The following is a 24,556-nucleotide window of genomic DNA, read 5'->3' on the forward strand; positions in this document are numbered from 1 at the left end:
GCGCGCAGCCGCCGCGCGAGGGCGGGGCGCGGCGCCCGGCCCGGGCGGCCGGCCGCCGCTATTCCGCGGCCACCGCCTCGGCGGGCGCCGGCGCGGCCTGCGGCGCCGGGGCGTCCAGCGAGGCCGCGATCGCCGCCATGCGCGCGCGCGCCCGGGCGATGTTCGCCGCCTTGACGTGCCCGAAGCCCCTGATGTCCGCCGCCGCCTCGGCCCAGGCGCAGATCGTCGCGTGCGTCGCAGGCGAGAGGCGCGGCAGCAGCCGCTCGATGCCGGCGCGGTATTCCTCGATCAGCGCCCGCTCGGTGCGCCGCTCCGCGGTGCGGCCGAAGGGGTCGAGCCAGGTGCCGCGCAGCACCTTGCCGTGCCGCAGCCAGCCCATGGCGCGCAGCATCCAGGGGCCGAACGCCCGCTTGCGCGGCAGGCCGGTTTCCGGGTCGCGCCGCGCCAGCAGCGGCGGGGCCAGGTGCAGCTCGATCCGCCGCGTCCCGGTGAAGCCGCGGGCGAGTTCCGCCTGCCAAGCCGGGTCGGCGTGCAGCCGCGCCACCTCGTACTCGTCCTTGTAGGCCATCAGGCGGTGGAGCTGGACCGCGACGGCGCGCGCGAGCCGCTCCTCGCCGACGCCGACCCGCGCCCCTTCGGCGGCGCGCACCCTGGCGACGAAGTCGGCGTAGCGGCGGGCATAGGCCGCGTTCTGGTAGGCGGTGAGGTCCGCCACGCGGCGCGCGATCAGCGCGTCCAGCGTCTCGCTCTCCGGCGTCGGCGGCGTGACGGCCGCCTCGTCCCAGGCGGCGGCGCGGCCGCGCCGGAACGCCTCCTGGTTGCGCTCGACCGCCGCGCCGTTGAGCGCGATCGCCTTGAGGATCGCCTCGGCCGAGACGGGGATCAGGCCGCGCTGGTAGGCGACGCCGAGCAGGAAGACGTTGAGGTAGATCGCATCGCCCATCTCGGCGACGACGCGGCTCGCCGCCGGGATCAGCGCCATCTCGCGGCAGGCGGCGCGCAGGTTCGCGACCATGCCCGCGCGGTCGTAGCGCGTGCCCGTGTCGCGCACGAACTCCGCCGTCGGCGCGAGGTCGGCGTTCACCACCGCGACGGTGCGCGCGGGGCCGAGCATCGGCCGCGCGCTGCGGCCGTGCGCCACCACCATGTCGGCGGCGAGCAGCAGGTCCGCCTGGCCGAGCCCGATGCGCGGGCCGCGGATCGACTCCGGCGCCGCGCCGGCCCGGCCGATGCGGAGCTGGCCGAACACGCCGCCGCCCTTCTGCGCCAGGCCGAGCTGGTCCATCGCCCGGATCGGCCGGCCTTCGAGATGCGCCGCCATGGAGAGGATGGCCGAGAGCGAGAGCACGCCCTGCCCGCCGACGCCGGCGAGCAGGATGTTCCAGGCGTCGCCCTTCGCCGGCTCCGGCCGCTGCGGCTCCGGCATCGCCGCGACCGGGCCGCCGGCGGTCGCCTGCGTCTCCGGCTTCGCCGGGGTGGCGCCGATCAGCGTGATGAAGGAGGGGCAGAAGCCCTCGAGGCAGGAGTAGTCCTGGTTGCAGTTGCTCTGGTCGATCCGGCGCTTGCGGCCGAACGCGGTCTCCAGCGGCTCGACCGCGAGGCAGTTGGAGACGCGCGAGCACTCGCCGCAGTCCTCGCAGACGCGCGGGTTGATGGCGACGCGCTTCTGCGCCTGCGGCGCCAGGTCGCGCTTGCGCTTGCGCCGGCGCTCGGTGGCGCATTCCTGGTCGTAGATCAGGGCGGTGACGCCCGGCACCTCGCGCAGCGCGCGCTGCACCGCATCCAGCCGCGAGCGGTGGTGGAAGCCGACGCCGGGCGGGATCAGCGGGTCGCCCCTGTGGCGGTCCGGGTCGTCGGAGACGATCTCGATGCGCTCGACGCCCTCGGCGCGGAGCTGGGCGGCGATGCGCGGCACCGTCGTCTCGGCGTCCGGGCGCTGGCCCCCGGTCATCGCCACTGCGCTGTTGACCAGGATCTTGTAGGTGATGTTGGCCCCGGCGGCGACCGCGGCGCGGATCGCGAGGATGCCGGAGTGCGCGTAGGTGCCGTCGCCGAGGTTGGCGAAGACGTGTTTCTCGGTGACGAAGGGCGCCATGCCGATCCAGTTCGACCCCTCCGCGCCCATGTGGGTGAAGAGGTCGGTCTGCCGGTCCATCGTCACGGCGAGGAAGTGGCAGCCGATGCCGGCGAGCGCGTGGCTCCCCTCCGGCACGCGCGTCGAGGTGTTGTGCGGGCAGCCGGGGCAGAAATAGGGGGCGCGCAGGTGGCGCGGATCGGGCTGCGCCGCGGCGAGCGCGTCGAGCTCGGCGAGGCGCGCGCGCATGCGCTCGGTGCGGAAGGGCTCCGGCAGGCGGGCGGAGAGGGCGCGCACGATCTGCCCGGCCTCGAGCTCGGTCAGCTCGGAGAGCAGCGGCCGGCCGTCCTCGTCCCTCTTGCCGACCACGCGCGGGCGCGGGTCCGCGTGGTAGAGCGCGTCGCGGAGCTGCGGCTCGAGCAGGGCGCGGCGGTCCTCGACCACCAGGATCTCCTCGAGGCCGCGGGCGAATTCGCGCGCCGCCTCGGCGTCGAGCGGCCAGGCGAGGCCGACCTTCCAGAGGCGCAGGCCATGCGCGCGCGCCACCTCGTCGGTGATGCCGCAGTCGAGCAGCGCCTGGCGCAGCGTCGCGTAGGCCTTGCCGCGCGCGGCGATGCCGTAGCGCGCCACGGGGCTGTCCAGCACCACGCGGTTGAGGCCGTTGGCGCGGGCGAAGGCCACGGCGTGCGGCAGCTTGAACTCGCGCAGCCGCCGCTCCTGCGCGATCCAGTGGTCGCGGAGGCGGATGTGCAGCCCGTCCGGCGAGGGCGCGAGGCCCGGGGGCTCCACCGTCGCGTAGCGCGCCGGGTCCACGGTGACGGAGGCGGTGCCGTCCATCGTGTCGGCGACGCACTTCAGCCCGACCCAGAGGCCGGCGAAGCGGCTGAGCGCGATGCCCTTGAGGCCGAATTCCAGCACGTCGGCGACGTCGGACGGGTCGAGCACCGGGATCTCGAGGTCCACGAAGGTGTGCTCGCAGCCCGAGGTGATGGTCGAGGACTTGGCCGAGGGGTCGTCCCCGGCGAGCGCGAGCACGCCGCCCTTCGGCGCGGTGCCGGCGGAATTGGCATGGCGCAGCGCGTCGCCGCTGCGGTCCACCCCCGGCCCCTTGCCGTACCAGATGCCGAACACGCCATCGAACTTCGCGGTGCCGGGGTAGAGCCCGGCCTGCTGCGAGCCCCAGACCGCGGTCGCGGCCAGGTCCTCGTTCAGCCCCGGCCGGAAGACGATGTTCGCGGCCTTCAGCCGCTCCGCCTGCCGCTCCAGCTCGCGGTCGAGGCCGCCGAGCGGCGAGCCGCGGTAGCCCGAGATGAAGCCCGCCGTGTTCCAGCCCAGCGCCGCGTCCATCTCGCGGCGCAGCAGCGGCAGGCGCACCAGCGCCTGGATGCCGGTCAGCAGCACGAGGTCGCCGCGCCGCGTGTAGCGGTCCTCGAGCCGCGCCTCGGGTCGCTGGATGGTGCCCATCCTTCCACCTCCCGGGCCCGTGGCCCGATATGGGAAGAATAGGGTTGCGCCGCCAGAGGTTTCTTTCGAATTCTGTTGTGCAGCGCCGAAAGGACGGAAGACGCTTCTGCCATGGACCCTCACCGCGTGGATGCGCCCCGGCCGGAGCGGGAGCGCTCCGGCCCGGCGCGACCCGACCGGCCGCGCCTCGATCCGATTGACCGGCGCATCCTGCGCGCCCTGGCTCGGCGCGCAAGGCTGACGAATGCGGAACTGGCCGAGGAGGTGGGGCTCTCCCCCTCCCCCTGCTGGACCCGGGTGCGGCGGCTGGAGCAGGCCGGGGTCATCAAGGGCTATGTCGCGGTCCTCGACCAGGCCGCGCTCGGCCTGCCCGACACGGTGTTCATCGAGGTCATGCTGGAGCGGCACGACCAGGAGATCCTGCGCCGCTTCGAGGAGAGCGTCGCCGCGATCCCCGAGGTGCTGGAATGCTACCTCGTCACCGGCGAATACGACTACGTGATCAAGGCCGCGGTCGGCGGCACCCAGGGCTACGAGGCGCTGCTGCGCGAGAAGCTCTACCGCCTGCCGGGGGTGCGCCACACCCGCACCAGCTTCGCGCTGCGCTGCCTCAAGCTCAGCGTCTCGCCGGTGCCCTGAGCGGGCGCGGCCGCCGCGGCGGCGCCCGCCAGGCGCTCACCGCCTGCCGCGCGCGGCCTCCGCGGCGTCGAAGACGCGCTTGACGATGCCGTAGGCGAACAGCACGCCGAAGGCGAACAGGCCGAGGCCGAAGAGGGACATGCCGTCCTGGCGCGCCGCCGCGGCGGCGAACAGCCCGACCAGGGCGATCAGCACCGAGAAGGCGAGGAAGAAGAGGTTGGTTCCGGTCATCATCGCGCGGGGCTCCGTGGATCGCGGCGGGTCTCGTCGTCGAACAGGATGCGGCTGGCGGCGCCGTCGAGGTCATCGTACTGGCGCGCGCGCAGCGTCCAGAGGAAGAACAGCAGGCCGAGCAGGCCGAGGAACAGCGCGAGCGGCACGAGCAGGATCAGCGCGTCCATGGCGGCGGCTCCCTTCCGGCGCGCAGCGCGTTGAGGATCACGGCCAGCGAGGAGGAGGCCATCACCGCCGCCGCGATCAGCGGGGTGGCGAGCCCCGCCACCGCCGCCGGCACCGCGACGACGTTGTAGGCCAGGCTGAAGGCGATGTTCTGGCGGGCGATGCGCTGCGCCCGGCGGGCGGTCGCGATCGCCGCCGGCAGCGCCGCCAGCCCCTCGCCGCGCAGCACCAGGTCGGAGGCGGTCTGGGCGAGGTCGGTGCCGTCGCCGGGGCTCGCGGAGACATGGGCGAGGGCGAGGGCGGCGGCGTCGTTGATGCCGTCGCCCACCATCAGCGGGCGCCGCCCTTCGGCGCGCAGCGCCTCGATCCGCGCCGCCTTGGCCTGCGGCGTGGCGTGGGCGGTCCATGCGCCGACCCCGCAGGCGCGGGCCACGCGCGCGACCGCCTTCCCGCCGTCGCCCGAGAGCAGCTCGGTCGAGAGGCCGAGTCGGTGCAGCGCGGCGACCGCCGCGGGCGCGTCCTCCCGCACGCGGTCGGCGAAGCGGAAGGCGACGGCGGGCGCGTCGCTGCCGGCGCGGTAGTAGAGCGCCATGCCCTCCTCCGGCGCCCCCGCGACGCCGCAGAAGGCGGCGCTGCCGAGGCGCTCGGCGCCGCGCGCGAGGCCGGCGCCGGGGATCTCGCGCACGCCCTCGGCCGCGGGGGCGTCGGGGCAGGCCTGGACCAGGGCGCGGGCGAGCGGGTGGCGCGAGGCGTGGGCGAGGGCGGCGGCCGCGCGCAGGCTGGCGGGATCGCGCGCCGGATCGGGCAGCAGCACCGGGCGGCCTTCGGTCAGCGTGCCGGTCTTGTCGAGCACGGCGTGGTCGGCGGTGGCGAGCCGCTCCAGCGCGGTCGGCGAGGCGACGAGGATGCCGCGCCGGAACAGCGCCCCGACCGCGACCACCTGCACCGCCGGCACGGCGATGGCAAGCGCGCAGGGGCAGGTGATGATCAGCGCCGCCACCGCCGGCACCAGCGCCTCCTGCCAGGGAACGCCGACGCCGCCCCACCAGCCGAGGAAGGTGCCGAGCGCGACGCCGAGCGCGACCGGCACGTAGAGCCGCGCCGCGCGGTCGGCGACCGAGACGAAGCGGCTCTTCGCCTGCTCGGCGCGCTCGAGCAGCCGCGCCATGGCGGCGAGCGAGCCGTCCGCCGCCGCCGCCGTGACGCGCAGGCGGAACGGCGCGCCCATGTTCACCGCGCCGGCCGGCAGCGCGGCGCCGGGCGCGAAGCGGCGCGGCAGGCTCTCGCCCGTGATGGCGCTGGTGTCGAGCAGCGCCTCCTCCGCGCCGCCCTCCAGCGTGCCGTCGAGGCGCAGCCGCTCGCCGGAAGCGACCAGCAGGCGGTCGCCGGGGCGGACCCGCTCGACCGGCACGGTGCGCGCGGCGCCGTCCTCGCCGAGCAGCGTCACGCCGCCCTCCTGCAGCGCGAGCAGCTCGGCCACCGCCTGGCGCGCCTTGCGCCGCGCCGCGCGGTCGAGCACCCGGCCGGCGAGCAGCAGCGCGAGCAGGGCGGTGGCGCCGTCGAACCAGGTGTAGGGGCCGTTGCGGATCGCCTCGGACAGGCTCATCGCCGCGGTGGCGAGCACGCCGATCGAGATCGCGAGGTCCATGTTCGCCCGCCCCGCGCGCAGCGCGGCCGCGGCGGAGCGGTAGAAGGGCAGGCCGGCGACCGCGATCACCGGCAGGCCGATCAGCGCGGCGAGCCAGTGCATCGCGGCGCGGGTCGCCTCCCCCATGTCCCAGCCGACCCAGACGGCGACCGAGACCAGCATCACGTTCATCGCGCCGAAGGCGGCGACGCCGAGGGCGCGGACCAGGGCGCGGCCCTCCTCGTCCTCGGTCGCGCGCAGGCAGGCGGGCGACCAGGGCGCGACGCGGAAGCCGAGGCGCGCGAGGAGCGCGGCGTAGTCGTTGGCGCGCTCCGCCGGGCCGCGCCAGGCGACGGTGAGCCGCCGCGCCGAGAGGCTGGCGCGGGCGCGCAGCACCTCGGGCTCGGCGGCGAGCGCCTGCTCGACGAGCCAGACGCAGGCGCCGCAGGTGAGACCGGCGACCATCAGCTCCAGGCTGTGGCTGCCGTCGCGCCCGGCGCGCGCGAGCGGGGCGAAGTCGGTGGCGGGCGGCTCCGCGGCCGGGCGCAGCGCGCCGCAGGAGGCGGCGGCGTCGCGCCGGCGATAGAAGGCGTCGAGGCCGAGTCCGGCGACCAGGGCGTGCGCGCCCTCGCAGCCGGCGCAGCAGAACCGCGCCTGACCCGCCGCGAGCGGCGCGCCGCAGTGCGCGCAGGCCGCCGCGGAGAGGCTCGCCGCCGGCGCCGGCGCGATGCGGCCGAGCATGCTCATGGCAGGAAGATCCGCCGGCGCAGCTCGAGGCGCTCCCCGGCCTGCCCGGTGAGGGTCAGGCGCGCGTCCCATTGCCCCGCGCGCGCCTCGCCGGGCACCGCGGCGACCCAGCGGCCCGGGCCGGCGGCGGCGAAGGCGAGCGGCAGCTCCGTGCCCTCGAGCGGGCGCTCCAGCAGGCTCGCCACCTGCGCCTCGAGCGGCCGGCCCGCGCGGTCGAAGGCGAGCAGGGTGAGCCGGCGGTCTTCCCCCAGCGCCAGCTCGGCGCGCCAGCCGAGCGCGTCCTGCCGCGCCGCCTCGGCCAGCACCTGGTTGTAGCCGCGCCCGCGCTCGTAGGCGCGCTCGACGGTGACGCCCGGGAAGGTGGCGAGAGCGGCGTAGATCAGCACCGCATTGGCCAGGACCACCGCGAGCATCCCGCAGGCGAACGCCCACGGGATCCAGGCGGAGCGGCGGGGATCCGGGGAAGCGGAGGGGGTCATGGCTTCGGCCCGAGGAACACGCTCTCCTCGCGCGCCACGGCGCGGCCGCGCGGATCGAGCAGGCGGAAGGCGATCGGGGTCGATTCCGCGAGCCGCAGGGCGGGCGGGGCGGTGACGAAGACGCGGTACTGCGCGAGCCCGTCCGGCCGCGCCGCGAGCAGCGGGCGCCCCGCCGCGTCGCTCCCGGCGGCGTCCGGCACCGCGAGGCGCAGCCCGGCCGGCCCCTCGAGCGCGAGCGCGAGCATCGGCGTCTCGCGCGTCTTGTTGGCGATCTTCACGGTGTAGCCGTTGCGCACGCCGCCGTCCGAGAGCCGCACGAAGGTCGGGGCGCGGTCGTGGATCACCGTCATGCCCAGCGTCTCGCGCAGCAGGAAGGCGGCGAGCATGGCCAGGCTGACGACGGAGAGCATGCCCGCATAGACCAGGGTGCGCGGGCGGATGAAGCGGGGAGGCCTGCGTGCCGCCATGCCGCGGGCGTAGCGCTCCGGCCCCGGCGGCAGGCCGGCGACGGCGGCCTCGCTGGCGGCGAGGTTGCTGAGCGTCTCGAAGGCGATCAGCCCCTTCGGCCGGCCGAGCCGCTCCATGATCTGGTCGCAGGCGTCGATGCACAGGCCGCAGCCGATGCATTCGAGCTGCTGGCCGTCGCGGATGTCTATGCCGGTGGGGCAGACCTGCACGCAGGCGAGGCAGTCCACGCAGTCGCCCACGCCCTGCGCCTTCGCCTTGCCGCGCGGCTCGCCGCGCCAGGCGCGGTAGGAGACGACGAGCGAGTGCTCGTCGAGCATCGCCGCCTGGAAGCGCGGCCAGGGGCACATGTAGGTGCAGACCTGCTCGCGCGCCCAGCCGGCGAGGACGTAGGTGGTGGTGGTGAACAGGCCGAAGAAGAAGTAGACGCGGGCCGACGCGGTGCCGGTCAGGATCTCCCGCGTCACCGTCGGCGCGTCGTTGAAGTACATGATCCAGGCGCCGCCGGTGGCCGCGGCGATGGCGAGCCAGGCGGCGTGCTTGGCGGTCTTCCTCGCCCACTTCGCCGCCGTCCAGGGCGCCTTGTCGAGGCGCATGCGCTCCACCCGGTCGCCCTCGATCAGCCGCTCGACCCACATGAAGAGGTCGGTCCAGACGGTCTGCGGGCAGGTGAAGCCGCACCACAGCCGCCCGAACAGCGAGGAGACGGCGAACAGAGCGATCGCGCCGAGGATCAGCGCGCCGGCGAGGAAGTAGATCTCCTGCGGCCAGAGCTCGATCCAGAGGAAGAACAGGCGGGCATTGGCGATGTCCACCAGCACCGCCTGGTCCGGGACGCCGGGCCCGCGGTCCCAGCGCAGCCAGGGCACGACGTAGTAGAGGCCGAGGCAGAGCGCGAGCACCGCCCACTTGACCCGCCGGACCGGGCCGCGCACGGCCTTCGGGTAGACCTTCTGGCGGTCGGCGTAGAGCGGCAGGTCCGCCGCCGGCGCCGGGCTCGCCGCCGCCGGCCGTGCCTGCAGCCGCTCCGGCGCCTTCATCTCGGACATGCCTGCCGCGCCCCTGCTATTCGCCGCCGCCCAGGGCGTGGACATAGACGGCGAGCATGTTGATCACCGCCGGGTCGAGCCGCCCCTGCCAGGCCGGCATCACGCCGCCGCGCGAAAAGGCGATGCTGCGCACGACCGAGGCCTTGTCGCCGCCGTAGAGCCAGACCTGGTCGGACAGGCGCGGCGCACCGAGCTCGCGGTTGCCCTCTCCGCGCTCGCCGTGGCAGCTCGCGCAGTTCTCGGCGTAGATCGCGGCGCCGCGCGCCGCCGCCGCCTGGTCGGTGGCGCGGCCGGAGAGCGAGAGCACGTATTCCGCGACGTCGTTCACCTGCGCCGCGCTCAGCAGGCCGTCGGCGAGGAAGCGCGGCATCTGCGACTGGCGCGTCTGCTCGTCCTCGGTGTTGCGGATGCCGTGCAGGATGGTGGTGCGGATCGCCTCCAGGCTGCCGCCCCAGATCCAGTCGTCGTCGGCGAGGCTCGGGAAGCCGCCCGGCGCGCCCTGGCCGCCGGCGCCGTGGCAGCCGGCGCAGGTGTTGGCGAAGGCGGCGCGGCCGCCGGCGAGGGCGAAGGCGCGCAGCTCCGGATCGGCCGCGATCTCTTCCGGCGTGGCCGCGCGCAGGCGGGCCAGCATGGGCTCGAGCCGCGCCTGGTGCGCCTGCATCTCGCCCGTGACCGCCTCGCGCGCGATCCACCCGGTCAGTCCCGTCGCCCCGGGGATCGGCAGCGACGGATAGAGGATCATCCACAGTACGGAGAAGGCGATGGTGGCGTAGAACACCATCAGCCACCAGCGCGGCAGGGGGGTGTTCAGCTCCTTGATACCGTCCCACTCGTGGCCGGTGGTCTCGGTGCCGGTGATGTGGTCCTTCTCGATCTTGGTCGGCATCGCGGGCGCTCCTCAGGCGCGGATGTCGCGCGGCGCGTCGTCGCGCAGCGGAAGGCCGGCCTGCGCCTCGTAGTGGCGGCGCCTGGAGGGGCGCAGGACGAACGCCAGCATCCCGAGGAAGAGCAGGAACAGCCACACCACCCACAGCGCCTTCAGCGTCGGGTAGAGGGCAATCAGCGTGTCCATCACGGCGGCGTCCTCCCTCTCACTGCTGGCGGAGCTGCTCGGGCGTCACGTCGCGGAACTGCACGAGCGTGCCGAGCATCTGCAGGTAGGCGATCAGCGCGTCCATCTCGGTGACGGTGCGCGGGTCGCCGTCGAAGGCGGCCTGGCGGACGCGCGGGTAGCGCGCCAGCAGGCCGGAGGCGTCCGCCTCGGGCCGCGCCTGCGCCTCGAGGTCGGCGCGGGCGTTGGCGATCATCTCCTCGCTGTAGGGCACGCCGACGCGGCGCAGCGCGCGCAGGTGCTCGGCGATGTCGTCGTAGTCGAGCGGGCGGTCGAGGAAGGCGTAGGGCGGCATCACGCTCTCCGGCACCACCGCGCGCGGGCTGCGCAGGTGCGCCGCGTGCCAGTCGTCCGAGTAGCGCCCGCCGACGCGCGCGAGGTCCGGCCCGGTGCGCTTCGAGCCCCACTGGAAGGGATGGTCGTACATGCTCTCGGCGGCGAGCGAGTAGTGGCCGTAGCGCTCCAGCTCGTCGCGGAAGGGGCGCACCATCTGGCTGTGGCAGACGTAGCAGCCCTCGCGGATGTAGATGTTGCGCCCGGCGAGCTCGAGCGGGGTGTAGGGGCGCACCCCCTCCACCCGCTCGATCGTCGTCTCCACCGCGAACAGCGGGACGATCTGCACCAGGCCGCCGATCGAGACCGTGATCAGGACCAGCACGCCGAGCAGGATCAGGTTGCGCTCGATGCGGCCGTGGTCGAGCCAGCGGAACATGGGACGCGACTCTCCTCGGTCAGTTGGCCGCCGCGGCCACCAGCGCCGGCGCGCGGGCGGCCGCGGCCGGCGCCGCCGCCTCCTCGCCCAGCGCCTCGGAGGTCGCGGTCCGCCACAGGTTGTAGGCCATGATCAGCGCGCCGGTCAGGTAGAGCACGCCGCCGAGCATGCGGATCACGTAGTAGGGGTGCATGGCGGCGACCGTCTCGATGAAGCTGTACTGCAGGAAGCCCAGCTCGTCGTAGGCGCGCCACATCAGGCCCTGCATGATGCCGGAGACCCACATCGCGGTGATGTAGAGCACGATGCCGAGGGTGGCGATCCAGAAGTGCCACTCGACCAGGCGCCGGCTCCACAGCCCGCGCTTGCCCCACAGCTTCGGCACCAGGTAGTAGAGCGCGCCGAAGCTGATGAAGCCGACCCAGCCCATCGCGCCCGAATGCACGTGGCCGATCGTCCAGTCGGTGTAGTGGGAGAGGGCGTTGACCGCCCGGATGGACATCACCGGCCCCTCGAAGGTGGACATGCCGTAGAAGCCGACGGCGACCACCGAGAAGCGCAGCGCCGGGTCGGTGCGCAGCTTGTCCCAGGCGCCGGAGAGCGTCATCAGGCCGTTGATCATGCCGCCCCAGCTCGGCATCCAGAGCATCACGCTGAACACCATGCCGAGCGTCTGCGCCCAGTCGGGCAGCGCGGTGTAGTGCAGGTGGTGCGGGCCCGCCCAGATGTAGAGGAAGATCAGCGTCCAGAAGTGCACGATGGACAGGCGGTAGGAATAGACCGGCCGCTCCGCCTGCTTCGGGATGAAGTAATACATCATCCCGAGGAAGCCGGCGGTGAGGAAGAAGCCGACCGCGTTGTGGCCGTACCACCACTGGATCATCGCGTCCTGCACGCCGGAGGGCGCGATGTAGCTCTTGGCGTGGCCGAGGCTCACCGGCAGCGCGATGTTGTTGCCGATGTGCAGCATCGCGATGGTGACGATGAAGGCGAGGTAGAACCAGTTCGCCACGTAGATGTGCGGCTCCTCGCGCCGGAGGATGGTGCCGCCGAAGGCGACCAGGTAGGCGACCCAGACTACGGTGAGCCAGAGGTCCACGTACCACTCGGGCTCCGCGTACTCCTTGCTCTGGGTGATCCCGAGCACGTAGCCGAGCGCCGCCATCACGATGAAGAACTGGTAGCCCCAGAACAGGAACCAGCCCATGTCCTCGCCGCCGAACAGCCGCGCCCGGCAGGTCCGCTGCACGACGTAGAGCGAGGTGCCGAGCAGCGCGTTGCCGCCGAAGGCGAAGATCACCGCGCTGGTGTGCACGGGCCGCAGCCGTCCGAAGGTGGTCCATTCGAGGTCGAGGTTGAGCAGCGGCCAGGCGAGCTGCGAGGCGATCACCACGCCCATCAGGAAGCCGACGATGCCCCAGAACACGGTGGCGACGGCAAAGGCGCGAATCGGCCCCTCGACATAGCGTTCCGCCGTCCGCGAGGCGGTCTGCGCCTCGGCGGCGAGGGCGGCGGTGCCTCCTACGTGCATGCGGTATTCTCCCTGGGCGCGCGGGGCGGCCGCGTGGGGCAGCCGGCGCTCACCGCGACAAGAGCGCACCGGCGCCGGGGCATCCTTGATCCGGATCAAATGCTCGCCTTTCCTGGGAGGTAGCGTGTCGCGCGCGCCCCTTGCGCGGGGCGAGAAGGAGGAGGCGCGAGCATGTCCTTCGATGTCACGCCGGAGCCGCCGCCGTCAGCGCCGGGCTCGCGCATCCGCCTGGTCCCGGTGGACCGGCCGTGGGTCTGGCTGACCGAGGGCTGGCGCGACCTGATGGCCGCGCCGCATGTCGGGTTCACCTACGGCGCCGCCCTGACCGCATGCGGCTGGGCGCTGGTGCTGCTGCTGCTCTGGGCGGGCGCGCTGTGGGCGATCCTGCCGGCGACGGCGGGGTTCTTCCTCGTCGCTCCCCTGCTCGCGGCCGGGCTCTACGAGGCGAGCCGGCGGCGGGAAGCCGGCGAGGCGGTGACACTCGCCGCCTGCGCCCGCGGCTTCACCCGCAACGCCTCCCAGCTTGCCCTGATGGGCGTCGTGCTGCTGCTGCTGCACCTGTTCTGGGTGCGGGTGGCGGCGCTGATCTTCGGCCTGTTCTTCGGCATCAACTTCGCCCCGCCGCTCGAGCAGCTGCCGCTGGCGATGCTGCGCTCCGACGCGCTGCTGCCGTTCCTGGTCGTCGGCACCGCCGTCGGCGCGGCGTTCGCCCTCGCGGCCTTCGCCGTCTCGGCGGTGTCCATCCCGATGCTCGTGGACCGCGACATCACGGCGGTCGAGGCGGTCCTGGTCAGCATCCGCACGGTCGCGGCCAATCCCGCGCCGATGGCGTTCTGGGCCGGGCTGATCGTGGTGTTCACGGCGATGGCGCTGGTGCCGTTCTTCCTCGGCCTGACGCTGGTGCTGCCGCTGATCGGGCACGCCACCTGGCATGCCTATCGCGACCTCGTCCGCTAGCGCCGGCCGCGGATGGCGGAAGCGGGAGGGCGGCATGGATCGGTCCTGCGAACGACGGGCGGGAGCCGTTGCCGCGAGCCCTGCCGGGCGAGGAGCGGCGCCGGCGCGTCCGGGTGCGGGACCGGGCGGTGGCGGCGTTACGCTTCGTCACGCGTTCGGGCCGGCCCAGCAATCGGGGCGTTACACGCGCGCCGCATGGTTCGTGCATCGGCCGCAACGGCCGGAAGGAGGGTTCGGATGCAGAGACGGACGAAGGTCGCGCTGCTGGCGGCGGCCGTGATCGGCCTCGGGGTGGCGGGCGTGGCGCTGGCCCAGCCGGGGCCCGGCGGCCCGCCGGGCGGCGGGCCCATGATGGGCGGGCGCGGCCCCGATGGCGGGCCGGGCTGGCACCGCGGCGGCCCGGGCCGCTACGGCGGCGGTTTCGCGGCCGGCGAGGCCTTCGCCCGCGCCGATGCCAACGGCGACGGGCGGGTGACGCGCGACGAGGGCTGGACCTGGCTCCAGGGGCGGTTCGCCGAGGCGGACGCGAACAAGGACGGCGCCGTCACCCTGGACGAGGTGCTGGCCTTCGCCGAGGCGCGGCGCGGCCCGAACCGCCGCGAGCCGCCGCCGCACATGCAGGAGCGGTTCCGCGAGCGCGCCGGGATGATGTTCCGCTTCGTGGACGCCAACAGCGACGGCCGGGTCACGCCCGAGGAGTTGCGCCCGATGGCCGAGGCATGGTTCCGCGCCCACGACCTCAACGGCGACGGCGCCCTCTCGCGCGACGAGGTGCGGCCAGGGCGCCGCTCCGCGGGCGCGCCCGGCGCGCCGCGCGCCCCGGGGCGCGCCGAGGCGGCGCCGGCGGCGCCGCGGGATGGCGGGGCCGCGCCCCAGCCGGCACCGGCGCAGCCGCGCTGAGGCGGCCCGCGGACCGGCGCTGCCGGGCCGGGCAGGTCGCCCGGGGTCGGGCGCGACCGCGGCGAGCCGTCCGGCCGGCGATGGCGCCGGGCGGGCGGCTCAGCGCCAGCCGTAGCTGGTGATGCTGCAGGTCTCGACGCCGCGCCGCTCGGCCGCGGCGCCGTTCATGTACACGACCCGCATGTCCACCGTGCAGACCCCGGTCACCGGCAGGCTGATCGAGACGGACTGGCCGGGCGAGAGCACGTTGGCCCCGAGCCGGTCCGGCCCCCAGTTCCGGTCGCTGGAGAGGGAGACATAGAGCTCCCGGATCGTCGCGCCGGACTGGTTCACGAAGGTGAAGGACGGATTTCCGGCCACGCCCGGAGCCGGAGAGATCGACGCGCCGGCCCCGCCGACGCTCGCCCCGGCGCCGCCGCCGAAGACGATCCGGCTCAGGCGGCACGCATTCACGCCCATGCGGGTGTCCTCGGCCCCGTTCGCGTAGCGCACCCGCACGTCCAGGATGCAGTCACCGAAATGCGGCGTCACCCAGACCTGCTGGCCGGCCGGCAGCACGCTGGCGCCGAGGATGTCCGGCCCCCAGCTCGACAGGCGCGAGGGCGAGACGTAGGCCTCCTGGATCGTCATGCCGCTGGCGTTGACGAGCCAGAACCGGTTCTGCGCCCGGGCCGGGGCGGCTGTGGCGCACAGGGCGACGACCAGCGTGAAGGCGGCGACGAAGGCTCTGCGCATGCGGTTCCTCCTGGCGATGCTCGGCACGTCGGACGGTGGCGGAGCGGGCGCTCGGTCCTCCGGACCTCTGGGAATCCTCCGGCGGGCACCCCGTCCGTCGCGGCGCTGAGATTCGTCGGGGCGGCGACACGGTGCGCGGCGGGCCGCAGTCTGCGCGGCTTCGCAACGATACCACGGCGGACCGGACCGGGGGAACCGGGCGGCATCGTCTTGCCTCGCGCCAAATTGAATGCAAGTTTACGGGCCTGAGCGATCACGACAGGGGGAGCAGCGGCGATGCCGCGCACCGAAGGAGAGCCGCACCAGAACCAAGCGGCCGTGTTGCGCGAACTGCGGCAGGCGGTGGGCGAGTTGCGCGCGGACCTCCTGGTCACGCAGGCGGCGCTCGCCTCGCTCGCGGCCGATGTCGCGCGGGTGGCGGCGGAGCCTGACCATGTGCTCGGCGCGCTCAACGCCAAGGTGCTCGGATTCGCCGAGGCCGCCGCGCGGGGCCTGCCGCCGGGCGCGGGCCGGCCGGAGGCCGTGACCGCCGCCGCCGCGCGCTTCGCGGACTGGGCGGAGAGCTTCCTGCGCAACCGGGAGTGACGCGGCACCTCGCGTCCCGCGCGGCCGGGGGGCGGCACCGGCGGATCGTGATCCTCGGCGCCGGCGGGCACGGCAAGGCCGTGCTCGACCTGCTGCTGGCGCTGGACCAGGCGGGGCCGGAGCGGATCGCAGTGGTGGGGCTGGTGGACGCCGCGGTGCGCCCGCCGGCCGCCGTGCTCGGCCTGCCGGTGCTGGGCGACGAGGAGGTGCTGCCGGCGCTGCGGGCGGAGGGGGTGACGGAGGCGGCGCCGGCGATCGGCGACAACGCGGCCCGGGCGGCGGCGGGGGCGCGGCTCGAGGCGCTCGGCTTCGCGCTGCCGGCGCTCGTGCATCCGGCGGCGGTGGTCGGGCGCGGGGTGGCGCTCGGGGCCGGCGCGGTGGTGATGGCGCGCGCCGTGATCGGGCCGGAGGCGCGGATCGGCGCGCTGGCGCTGATCAACACGGGCGCGGTCGTCGAGCACGACTGTGCGGTCGGGGAGGCGGCGCATGTCGCCCCCGGGGCGGTGCTGACCGGCGGCGCACGCATCGGGGCGCGGGCCTTCGTCGGCGCGGGCGCCGTGCTGCGCCCGGGCGTGCGCGTCGGGGCGCAGGCGGTGATCGGGGCGGGCGCCGCGGTGGTGGAGGACGTGCCCCCCGGCGCGCGGGTGGCGGGGGTGCCGGCGCGGCCGATCGCCTGAGGTCGGTTGCGCGCTCCCGCGGCTCCCGGCGGTCTGCGGGGGCGAATTCGCGCCCCGGCCGGTTCCGCCTGGGCGCGCGGCAGCGGCCGTGGCGCGGTGGCGGCGGCGCCGCCTCGCGCGCCCGGGCGTGCGCGATCCGCTCTGGGAGCTGTTTCCGCTCGGCCGGGCGCGCGGCCACGGCTCCGGCGCGTTGTCTGCCGGGCGGGTTCACGCTCCCGGCCGTTCCCGGCCGACCGCGATCCGCCCTAGCGCCGCCCCGCCGCGAAGCGCACCGCCTCCTCCGCGGCGCGGAACAGGGCGCGCGCCTTCTGCACCGTCTCCTCGTACTCCGCCGCCGGGTCGGAGTCGGCGACCACGCCCGCCCCGGCCTGGACGTGCATCACGCCGTCCTTCACCAGCGCGGTGCGCAGGCCGATGCAGGTGTCCATGCCGCCGTCGGCGCCGAAATAGCCGAACCCGCCCGCATAGATGCCGCGCCGCGAGGGCTCCAGCTCCTCGATGATCTCCATCGCGCGCACCTTCGGCGCGCCGGTCAGCGTCCCGGCCGGGAAGCCCGCCATCAGCGCGTCGAGCGCAGCGAGGCCGGCGCGCAGCCGCCCCTGCACCTCGCTGCCGATGTGCATCACCTGGGAGTAGCGCTCGATCTGGAACTGCGCCGGCACGCGCACGCTGCCGACTTCCGCCACCCGGCCGACGTCGTTGCGGCCGAGGTCGAGCAGCATCAGGTGCTCGGCGCGCTCCTTCGGGTCGGCCAGCAGCTCTGCCTCCAGCGCCTTGTCCTCCTCGGGCGTCGCGCCGCGCCGGCGCGTGCCGGCGAGCGGGCGCACCGTCACCGTCCCGTCGCGCAGCCGCACCAGGATCTCCGGCGAGGCGCCGACCGCGGCGAAGCCGCCGAAGTCGAAGAAGAACAGGAACGGCGCCGGGTTGATCCGGCGGAGCGCGCGGTAGAGCGCGAAGGGCGGCAGGGCGAAGGGGATCGAGAAGCGCTGCGAGGGCACGATCTGGAAGGCGTCGCCGGCACGGATGTACTCCTTCGCCCGCTCGACCGCGGCGATGAAGCCCTCGCGGGTGAAGTTGCTCTCCGGCGCCGGAGGCGGGGGCAGGTCGGCCGGCGGCGCCGGGCGCGGCACGGGGCGGTCGAGCGCGGCCTCCGCCTCGTCGAGGCGGTGCTGCGCCTCCTCCCATGCCGCCTGCGGGTTGCGCGCCGCCGCGCTGTCGGCCCAGACCGGAGCGCAGAGCGTGAGCGTGTCGCGCACGTGGTCGAACACCGCGACCACGGTCGGGCGCGAGAGCACGGCGTCGGGGATGCCGAGCACGTCCGGCTTGACCGCCGGCAGGCGCTCGATCAGCCGCACCATGTCGTAGCCGAGATAGCCGAACAGCCCGGCCGCGATCGGCGGCAGGCCGGGCGGCACCGGAAGCTGCGAGGCGGCGATCACGGCGCGCAGCGAATCGAGCGGCGCCGCCGCGTCGGCGACGAAGGCGTGCGGCGCCGAGAGGGCGTGGCGGTTGACCTCCGCTCGCCCGCCGCGACAGCGCCAGATCAGGTCGGGCGCGAAGCCGATCGCGGAATAGCGCCCGCGCGCCGAGCCGCCCTCGACGCTCTCGAGCAGGAAGGGATGGGCCTGGCCGTGCGCGAGCTTGAGGAAGGCGCCGACCGGCGTCTCCAGGTCCGCGACCCGCTCGCGCACCAGGATCTGGCCGCGCCCGGCCTCGAGCGCGGCGCGGAAGGCGGCGAAGCCGCCCGGGGCGCCCAGGCCGGCGCTGCTGCTCTCTCTCATCGCGCCACCTGCTCCATCAGGCCGGCATTGATCCTGACGTCCGCGCGGTGGCGCAGCGCCACCAGATACTGCTGCTCCAGGTCCTCGGTCATGGCCTGCTCCACCTGGTCGCGGATGCGGCCGAGCCCCAGCGGATCGGCGTCCGGATTGGCCGGCATCACCTCGACGAGCTGCGCCACCGCGAAGCCGTCGCGCGTCTCGACCATCGTCGCCTCGCCCGGCCTGGCCTCGAAGATCGGGGCGAGCAGCTCGGGCGGCGCCGGGTTGCCCGGGCCGGGCTGGCGCGGGAAGGGGCCGATGCGGTCGCCCCGTGCCTCGAGGCCCGCCTCGCGCGCCGCCTCGGCAAGCGACTTGCCGCCGCGCACCGCGGCGAGCAGCGCGGCCGCCCGCTCCTCCTGCGCCCGCCGCCGCGCCTCCGCCGTCCAGGCGCGGCGAACCTGGTCCTCGACGGTCTCGAACGGGCGGAGCGCCGGCGGAGTGACGGTCTTCACCTCGACCGCGGTGAAGCCGTCCTGAAGCTCCTCGAGCCGCGGCGCGTCGCCCGGGCGCGCGGCGAAGATCCGGCGCAGCAGCTCGGCGCGCGCGGTGTCGCGGATCGGCAGCGTCACCGGCTCGCCCGCCGGGGTGCGGCCGGCGGCGTCGGTGGCGACGGTGGCGACCGCCATGCCGAAGCGCGGCGCCACCTCGACGAGCGGCGCGCCCGAGGCGAGCGCGTCCTCGATGCGGCTGGCGCGGGCGAAGACGAGGTCGACGGCCTTCTCGTGGGCGATCTCGCGGCGCAGTGCGTCGCGCACCTCGTCCAGGCCGCGCGCCTGGGCGGGCTCCACCTTGTCCACCCGCAGCACGTGCCAGCCGAAGGGGCTGCGGACCGGATCGGTGATGCCGCCCTCGGGCGTGGCGAAGGCGGCCTCGGCCAGCTCGGGGACCGGCAGGCCGGCGCGGTCCAGGGGTTCGGGGAAGGCGATCGCCTGGCCGCCGGCCTCGCGCGCCCGGGCCTCGATCGCCTCCCAGCCGGCGCCGCCGCGCCAGGCCTCGGCGATGGCGCGCGCCGCCTCCTCGCTCGGCACCAGCGCCTGGCGCAGGCGCCGCCGCTCCGGCGTCTCGAACTGGGCCCGCCGGGCCTCGTAGGCCTCGGCGAGCTCCTCCTCGCTCACCGCGACCTGGTCGAGAAGCTGGTCGGCGGTGAGCACCGCGACCGTGGCCTCGCGGTATTCGGGGGCGGAGAAGCGGTCGGGGTTGTTCTCGTGGAAGCGGCGGAGCTGCGCCTCGGTCGGCGGCTCGGGCTCCGGCGCCGCGGCGAGCGGCAGGAGGACGAGGTCGGCGACGCGGCGCTCGGCCTCGAAGGCGTAGAGCGGCCGGGTCAGCGCATCCGGGGCGGCGGGGCGGGCGCGCACGGCGCCGACCAGCTGCTGGCGCGCCAGGTCCGAGCGCACCAGGCGGAGGAATTCCGCCTCGGTGAGCCCGTTCTGGCGCAGGAATCCCTCGAACAGCGGGCGGGAGAAGCGGCCGTCGGCCCCCTGCAGCGCGGGGATGGTCCAGACGAATTCGCGCACCGCCTCCTCGGGGACGACGACGGACATGCGACGCGCCTCGGCGCGCAGGGCGCGCTCGGCGATCAGGCCCTCGACCGCCTGGGCGGCGACGGCCCGGCGCACCGCCTCGTCGGCCTCGAAATTCGGGCCGAGCTGGCGGGCGAGGCGCTGCACCTCGCGGCGGACGGCGAGCTGCGCCTCCTCGAGCGCGATCGGCTCGCCGGCGACCCGGGCGACGGCGGTGTCGCGGCCGAAATTACGCACCATGTCGCCGATGCCCCAGATCGCGAAGGAGAACACGAGCACGATGAACAGGGCCCGGGCGACCCAGGTTCCGGCAAGACGGCGGAGGGCGGTCAGCATGCGCGATCCGGTGCGGCGGCGTCAGGGCGGCGGACCATAGGGGAGGGACCGGCCGTTGCCAAACGGGGGAGGGCGGGGCGATACCGCGGACCGACAGCCAGGACGGAGCAGGAGAGGAACCGCCCCATGACCCCCGGAGTGCGCCCGCTGATCGCCGGCAATTGGAAGATGCACGGGCTGCGCGCGGACGGGCTTGCCCTGGCGCGTGCCGTCGCCGAGGGCGCGCGGGGCCTCGACGCGGAGCTGGTGGTCTGCCCGCCGGCCACCCTGATCGCCGCGGTGGCGGAAGCGCTGGCGGGGACGCCGGTCGCGGTGGGCGGGCAGGACTGCCACGCGCGGGAGAAGGGGCCGCACACCGGCGACATCTCGGCGCCGATGCTCGCCGATGCCGGCGCGCGCTACGTGATCGTGGGCCACTCCGAGCGGCGGGCCGGGCACGGGGAGACCGACGCGATGGTGCGCGCCAAGGCTGCGGCGGCCTTCGCGGCGGGGCTCGTCCCGATCGTCTGCGTCGGCGAGAGCGAGGCCGAACGCCTGGCGGGCCAGGCCGAGGCGGTGGTGACGCGGCAGCTCGCGGGCAGCCTGCCGGAAGGTTTCGCCGCGCGGGGCGGCGTGGTGGCCTATGAGCCGGTCTGGGCCATCGGCACGGGGCGGACGCCGACCGAGGCCGACATCGCCGCGATGCACGGGGCGATCCGGGCGCATCTGGCGCGCACGGCGCCCGAGGGAGCGGGCGTGCGCCTCCTCTACGGAGGCTCGGTGAAACCCGGGAATGCGCGGGCGATCCTGGCGCAGCCGGACGTGGACGGGGCGCTGGTCGGCGGCGCGAGCCTGGTCGCGGCGGATTTCCTCGCCATCGCGGCGGCGGCCGGGGTGTCGGCCGGCCGCTGAGCGGGGCGCCGGCCGCGACGGGACGGCTCGCGCGGCGGCGCCGCAGGGGCCGGCGCCGGTCGCCGGGGGAGCGAAGACCCTCCGCGCCCGCCGGGCGCGGTGCCGCACGGGCGCGGCTGGGCGCGGCGGGGAGGGCCGGGACGATCGCTGACGGCCGCGCGGGGCGCCTCAACCCAGGCGTTGGTTGCGAAGGGGTATGGCGCGTGCGTCACATTCTCGCCATCGTTGCCGCGATCTGGCCACAAAGGGGATGCGCGGCGATTGAATATCGTATAGCAAGACCTCACATGGCCGTGAGGTTTCCGATGCGTCTCGCAGCCCGCCTTGCCCGGATCGGAGCGCTGGGGCGGCCCATGCCTCTCCCTCCCGCCTCCCGGCCGGTCGCCCCGGCCCTGACGGCGCGCCGCGATCCGGCGCCGGCCCCGGCACCTCGCCGGCGGCGGCAGCCGCAGCCCCCGAGGCGAGCGCGCCGCCCCCGCCGCGGCGGCGGGCGGTCCCCCGGCGGCGGCCGCCGCTGCGCCTCTGGCCGCTCGCGCTCGGCTTCGCGGCCGCGCTGCTGCTGGTGGCGCTGGCCGCCTCGGGCTGCGGCGCCTGATCGCCGACGTGCCGTCGCTGCTGGCGGCCTATGGCCTGCCGCGCCTCGTGTCGCTGCCGCTCGCGATCGCTCCGGTCTGGGCCGGCGTCTTCGTCCTCGTCCGCCTCACCTACGGGTCCGACCGCACCGCCGGCTGAGCCGGGGCGGCGGAGCGGCGGCTAGCGGCCCCGGGCGGCGCGGGGTAAAACGCCGCCGCCCGAGAGAAGCCCTGCGATGTCCACGGTCCTCCTCATCCTGCACCTGTTCGTCACCCTGGCGCTGATCGGCGTGGTGCTGATCCAGCGCAGCGAGGGAGGGGGCCTCGGCATCGGGTCCTCGCAGGGCATGGGCGCGTTCATGACCGGGCGCGGGACGGCGAACCTGCTGACCCGCACCACGGCGGTCCTGGCCGCCGCCTTCATGGCGCTCTCCATCGCCCTGGCGCTGCTCAACCGCGGCACCGGCGGGCAGCAGCGCTCGATCCTGGACGCGCCGCCGCCGCCGGCGCCCGCGGCGCCGGCCGCGCCCGCCGCGCCGCCGCCCGCGGTGCCGACCAACTGACCGGCCGCGCCCGCGCTCGCCGCCCTCCGTTCCGCGCAAGGCGGATTCCCGCCCGGGAGGAGGTGACGCCGGCGCGCGCGGCAGGCTATGGAGGCCGCCCATGACGCGGTTTGTCTTCATCACCGGCGGCGTGGTCTCCTCCCTCGGCAAGGGCATCGCGGCGGCCTCCCTCGGGGCCCTGCTGCAGGCGCGCGGCTACCGGGTCCGGCTGCGCAAGCTCGATCCCTACCTCAACGTGGACCCGGGGACGATGAGCCCCTACCAGCACGGCGAGGTCTTCGTCACCGACGACGGGGCGGAGACCGACCTCGACCTCGGCCACTACGAGCGCTTCACCGGCGTGCACGCGACGCGCGCCGACAACTGGACCACCGGGCGCATCTACGCCGACGTGATCGCGGCGGAGCGGCGCGGCGACTACCTGGGCGGCACCGTGCAGGTCATTCCGCACATCACCGACAAGATCAAGGAGGTGATCCAGGCGGAGACCGAGGGCTACGACTTCGTCATCGTCGAGATCGGCGGCACGGTCGGCGACATCGAATCGCTCCCCTTCCTCGAGGCGATCCGCCAGCTCGGCAACGAGATGGGGCCGCAGCGGAGCCTCTTCGTCCACCTCACCCTGGTCCCCTACATCGCCACCGCCGGCGAGCTGAAGACCAAGCCCACCCAGCACAGCGTGAAGGAGCTGCTCTCGGTCGGCATCCAGCCGCAGATCCTGCTCTGCCGCTGCGACCGCCCGCTGCCCGAGAACGAGCGGCGCAAGATCGCGCTGTTCTGCAACGTGCGGCCGGAAAGCGTGATCCCGGCGCTCGACGCGAGGACGATCTACGAGGTCCCGCTCAACTACCACGCGGAGGGGCTGGACCGCGAGGTGCTGCGGCACTTCGGCCTCTCCATCTACGGCGAGCCCGACCTCCGCCGCTGGGAGCGCATCGTCGAGGCGATCCGCGCCCCGGAGGGCGAGGTGACGATCGCCGTGGTCGGCAAGTACACGAACCTGCTCGACGCCTACAAGTCGCTCGCCGAGGCGCTGACCCACGGCGGCATCGCCCACAAGGTCCGCGTCAGGCTCGACTGGGTGGACAGCGCGATCTTCGAGCGCGGCGAGGAGGACGCCCTGGCGCGGCTCGAGGGCGTGCACGGCATCCTCGTCCCCGGCGGCTTCGGCGAGCGCGGCGCCGCCGGCAAGATCGAGGCCGTGCGCTTCGCGCGCGAGCGCAAGGTGCCCTTCCTCGGCATCTGCTTCGGCATGCAGATGGCGGTGATCGAGGCGGCGCGCAACCTCGCCGGCCTCAAGGGGGCGAGCAGCACCGAGTTCGGCCCGTGCGAGGAGCCCGTCGTCGGCCTGCTGACCGAATGGCTGCGCGGCAACGAGGTCGAGCGCCGCAGCGAGCACGGCGACCTCGGCGGCACGATGCGCCTCGGCGCCTATCCGGCGCGGCTCGCCGAAGGCTCGCTGGTGCGCGAGGTCTATGGCGGGGCGGCGGAGATCCGCGAACGGCACCGCCACCGCTACGAGGTGAACATCCGCTACAAGGAGGTGCTGGAGCGCGTCGGCCTGCGCTTCTCCGGCATGTCGCCCGACGGCCAGTTGCCGGAGATCATCGAGTATCCCGACCACCCCTGGTTCATCGGCGTGCAGTTCCACCCCGAACTGAAGTCCAAGCCCTTCGACCCGCATCCGCTGTTCGCCGGCTTCATCGGCGCCGCGGTGCGCCAGGCGCGGCTCGTATGACGGTGCGCACCGTCCGCATCGGCAGCGTCGCGGTCGCGAACGACCGCCCGCTCGCCTTCCTCTGCGGCCCCTGCCAGATCGAGAGCCGCGCGCACGCGCTCGAGGTCGCGGCGGCGCTGAAGGAGATGGCCGAGGCCGCCGGCGTGCCCCTGGTCTACAAGTCCTCCTTCGACAAGGCGAACCGCACCAGCGTGGACGCCGCGCGCGGCGTCGGCATGGCCGAGGGCCTCGCCATCCTCGCCGAGGTGCGCGAGCGCACCGGGCTGCCGGTGCTGACCGACGTGCACGCGCCGGAGCAGTGCGCGCCGGCGGCCGAGGCGGTGGACTGCCTGCAGATCCCGGCCTTCCTCTGCCGCCAGACCGACCTGCTGCTCGCCGCCGGGCGCACCGGCAGGCCGGTCAACGTCAAGAAGGGCCAGTTCCTCGCGCCCTGGGACATGCCCAACGTCGCGGCGAAGATCGCGAGCACCGGCAACGAGAACATCCTGCTGTGCGAGCGCGGCGCGAGCTTCGGCTACAACACGCTGGTCGCGGACATGCGCGCCCTGCCGATCATGGCGGCGACCGGCTACCCCGTGGTCTTCGACGCCACGCATTCGGTGCAGCAGCCGGGCGGGCAGGGGAGGTCGAGCGGCGGGCAGCGCGAGTTCGCCCCCGTGCTCGCGCGCGCCGCGGTCGCGGTCGGCGTCGCGGCGGTGTTCATCGAGACCCACCCCGATCCGGACCGCGCGCCCTCCGACGGGCCGAACATGATCCCGCTGCGCGCGATGCCGGCGCTGATGGCGCGGCTCAAGGCGTTCGACGCGCTGGCGAAGGCGGCGGCCGGCCCCGCGCCGGTCTAGGTCCTGAACCCAAACTGCTGGACGCGACGGGCTGGGATCTGATTCAAGTTCCCTGCTGGACGGGAGCTTGGCATGTCGCGGTTCGATCTGAGTGAGGCGGAATGGCGGATCATCGAGCCTCTG

23 protein-coding genes are annotated in these 24,556 nt (G+C 74.9%); 10 read left to right on the forward strand and 13 right to left on the reverse strand.

Features of this window, described 5'->3' with window-relative positions; genetic code table 11:
• Positions 1 to 58: 58 nt before the first annotated feature.
• Positions 59 to 3,538 carry an indolepyruvate ferredoxin oxidoreductase family protein gene (locus K1J50_RS06305; RefSeq protein ID WP_220116810.1) on the reverse strand — a complete coding sequence of 1,160 codons (3,480 nt, stop codon included), beginning with the start codon at positions 3,536 to 3,538 and terminating at the stop codon, positions 59 to 61.
• Between the two features lie 111 nt (positions 3,539 to 3,649).
• Here K1J50_RS06305 and K1J50_RS06310 point away from each other — a divergent pair, with 111 nt between their 5' ends.
• Complete coding sequence (locus K1J50_RS06310; protein WP_220116812.1) at positions 3,650 to 4,177, forward strand: Lrp/AsnC family transcriptional regulator; 528 nt, start codon at positions 3,650 to 3,652, stop codon at positions 4,175 to 4,177.
• 36 nt (positions 4,178 to 4,213) lie between these two features.
• Here K1J50_RS06310 and K1J50_RS06315 read toward each other — a convergent pair whose 3' ends face one another.
• Genes K1J50_RS06315 through ccoN form a run of 9 tightly spaced genes read right to left on the reverse strand, consistent with a single transcriptional unit; the run spans position 4,214 to position 12,297 of the window.
• Positions 4,214 to 4,411, reverse strand: a complete 198-nt coding sequence (locus K1J50_RS06315) for a hypothetical protein (RefSeq protein WP_220116813.1) — start codon at positions 4,409 to 4,411, stop codon at positions 4,214 to 4,216.
• Positions 4,408 to 4,578, reverse strand: coding sequence for a cbb3-type cytochrome oxidase assembly protein CcoS (ccoS, locus tag K1J50_RS06320; protein ID WP_220116814.1), 171 nt, complete (start codon positions 4,576 to 4,578; stop codon positions 4,408 to 4,410). The genes K1J50_RS06315 and ccoS overlap by 4 nt, the downstream gene beginning before the upstream one ends.
• A complete protein-coding gene (locus K1J50_RS06325; RefSeq protein WP_255574989.1) occupies positions 4,566 to 6,950 on the reverse strand; it encodes a heavy metal translocating P-type ATPase in 2,385 nt (794 codons plus the stop codon). Before K1J50_RS06325 ends, ccoS begins: the two co-directional genes overlap by 13 nt.
• The gene (locus K1J50_RS06330; protein WP_255574990.1) at positions 6,947 to 7,429 is read right to left on the reverse strand and encodes a FixH family protein; all 483 of its coding nucleotides are present in this window, start codon (positions 7,427 to 7,429) and stop codon (positions 6,947 to 6,949) included. The genes K1J50_RS06325 and K1J50_RS06330 overlap by 4 nt, the downstream gene beginning before the upstream one ends.
• Positions 7,426 to 8,943 carry a cytochrome c oxidase accessory protein CcoG gene (ccoG, locus tag K1J50_RS06335; RefSeq protein ID WP_255574991.1) on the reverse strand — a complete coding sequence of 506 codons (1,518 nt, stop codon included), beginning with the start codon at positions 8,941 to 8,943 and terminating at the stop codon, positions 7,426 to 7,428. The genes K1J50_RS06330 and ccoG overlap by 4 nt, the downstream gene beginning before the upstream one ends.
• A 16-nt stretch (positions 8,944 to 8,959) precedes the next feature.
• A complete protein-coding gene (ccoP, locus tag K1J50_RS06340) occupies positions 8,960 to 9,829 on the reverse strand; it encodes a cytochrome-c oxidase, cbb3-type subunit III (RefSeq protein WP_220116816.1) in 870 nt (289 codons plus the stop codon).
• A gap of 12 nt (positions 9,830 to 9,841) precedes the next feature.
• Positions 9,842 to 10,015 (reverse strand): cbb3-type cytochrome oxidase subunit 3, encoded by a 174-nt coding sequence (locus K1J50_RS06345; RefSeq protein WP_220116824.1) that lies wholly within the window; start codon positions 10,013 to 10,015, stop codon positions 9,842 to 9,844.
• Between the two features lie 19 nt (positions 10,016 to 10,034).
• Positions 10,035 to 10,766, reverse strand: coding sequence for a cytochrome-c oxidase, cbb3-type subunit II (gene ccoO / locus K1J50_RS06350; RefSeq protein WP_220116828.1), 732 nt, complete (start codon positions 10,764 to 10,766; stop codon positions 10,035 to 10,037).
• Positions 10,767 to 10,785: 19 nt separating this feature from the next.
• Positions 10,786 to 12,297, reverse strand: coding sequence for a cytochrome-c oxidase, cbb3-type subunit I (gene ccoN, locus K1J50_RS06355; protein WP_220116829.1), 1,512 nt, complete (start codon positions 12,295 to 12,297; stop codon positions 10,786 to 10,788).
• Positions 12,298 to 12,468: 171 nt separating this feature from the next.
• On the opposite strand from ccoN, the gene K1J50_RS06360 reads away from it, so the two are divergent.
• Both K1J50_RS06360 and K1J50_RS06365 read left to right on the forward strand, forming a co-directional pair.
• Positions 12,469 to 13,254: a DUF2189 domain-containing protein gene (locus K1J50_RS06360; protein ID WP_220116831.1), complete on the forward strand. Its 786-nt coding sequence runs from the start codon at positions 12,469 to 12,471 to the stop codon at positions 13,252 to 13,254.
• 237 nt (positions 13,255 to 13,491) lie between these two features.
• A complete protein-coding gene (locus tag K1J50_RS06365) occupies positions 13,492 to 14,154 on the forward strand; it encodes an EF-hand domain-containing protein (RefSeq protein WP_220116832.1) in 663 nt (220 codons plus the stop codon).
• Positions 14,155 to 14,253: 99 nt separating this feature from the next.
• On the opposite strand, the gene K1J50_RS06370 is transcribed toward K1J50_RS06365, so the two are convergent.
• Positions 14,254 to 14,889: a Tat pathway signal protein gene (locus tag K1J50_RS06370; RefSeq protein WP_220116834.1), complete on the reverse strand. Its 636-nt coding sequence runs from the start codon at positions 14,887 to 14,889 to the stop codon at positions 14,254 to 14,256.
• 276 nt (positions 14,890 to 15,165) lie between these two features.
• Here K1J50_RS06370 and K1J50_RS06375 point away from each other — a divergent pair, with 276 nt between their 5' ends.
• Positions 15,166 to 15,474 carry a hypothetical protein gene (locus K1J50_RS06375; RefSeq protein WP_220116836.1) on the forward strand — a complete coding sequence of 103 codons (309 nt, stop codon included), beginning with the start codon at positions 15,166 to 15,168 and terminating at the stop codon, positions 15,472 to 15,474.
• 47 nt (positions 15,475 to 15,521) lie between these two features.
• On the forward strand, positions 15,522 to 16,151 hold the full coding sequence (locus K1J50_RS06380) for a NeuD/PglB/VioB family sugar acetyltransferase (RefSeq protein ID WP_220116838.1): 630 nt from the start codon (positions 15,522 to 15,524) through the stop codon (positions 16,149 to 16,151).
• 245 nt (positions 16,152 to 16,396) lie between these two features.
• Here the strand turns inward: K1J50_RS06380 and trpE are convergent, their stop codons facing one another.
• Both trpE and K1J50_RS06390 read right to left on the reverse strand, forming a co-directional pair.
• Positions 16,397 to 17,932, reverse strand: a complete 1,536-nt coding sequence (trpE, locus tag K1J50_RS06385) for an anthranilate synthase component I (RefSeq protein ID WP_220116840.1) — start codon at positions 17,930 to 17,932, stop codon at positions 16,397 to 16,399.
• On the reverse strand, positions 17,929 to 19,827 hold the full coding sequence (locus K1J50_RS06390; RefSeq protein WP_220116841.1) for a peptidylprolyl isomerase: 1,899 nt from the start codon (positions 19,825 to 19,827) through the stop codon (positions 17,929 to 17,931). The genes trpE and K1J50_RS06390 overlap by 4 nt, the downstream gene beginning before the upstream one ends.
• 126 nt (positions 19,828 to 19,953) lie before the next feature.
• On the opposite strand from K1J50_RS06390, the gene tpiA reads away from it, so the two are divergent.
• From tpiA to kdsA, 5 genes are all read left to right on the forward strand, one after another.
• A complete protein-coding gene (tpiA, locus tag K1J50_RS06395; protein ID WP_220116842.1) occupies positions 19,954 to 20,718 on the forward strand; it encodes a triose-phosphate isomerase in 765 nt (254 codons plus the stop codon).
• A gap of 603 nt (positions 20,719 to 21,321) precedes the next feature.
• On the forward strand, positions 21,322 to 21,450 hold the full coding sequence (locus K1J50_RS19020; protein WP_255574992.1) for a hypothetical protein: 129 nt from the start codon (positions 21,322 to 21,324) through the stop codon (positions 21,448 to 21,450).
• Positions 21,451 to 21,526: 76 nt separating this feature from the next.
• On the forward strand, positions 21,527 to 21,853 hold the full coding sequence (gene secG / locus K1J50_RS06400) for a preprotein translocase subunit SecG (RefSeq protein ID WP_220116844.1): 327 nt from the start codon (positions 21,527 to 21,529) through the stop codon (positions 21,851 to 21,853).
• Between the two features lie 100 nt (positions 21,854 to 21,953).
• Entirely contained in the window at positions 21,954 to 23,591 is a 1,638-nt protein-coding gene (locus K1J50_RS06405; protein WP_220116845.1) for a CTP synthase, read from the forward strand.
• Complete coding sequence (gene kdsA / locus K1J50_RS06410) at positions 23,588 to 24,433, forward strand: 3-deoxy-8-phosphooctulonate synthase (RefSeq protein ID WP_220116846.1); 846 nt, start codon at positions 23,588 to 23,590, stop codon at positions 24,431 to 24,433. Before K1J50_RS06405 ends, kdsA begins: the two co-directional genes overlap by 4 nt.
• The last annotated feature ends 123 nt before the right edge of the window (positions 24,434 to 24,556 follow it).

It is taken from the genome of Caldovatus aquaticus, from assembly GCF_019458025.1.
In the GTDB taxonomy this organism is placed as follows: domain Bacteria; phylum Pseudomonadota; class Alphaproteobacteria; order Acetobacterales; family Acetobacteraceae; genus Caldovatus; species Caldovatus aquaticus.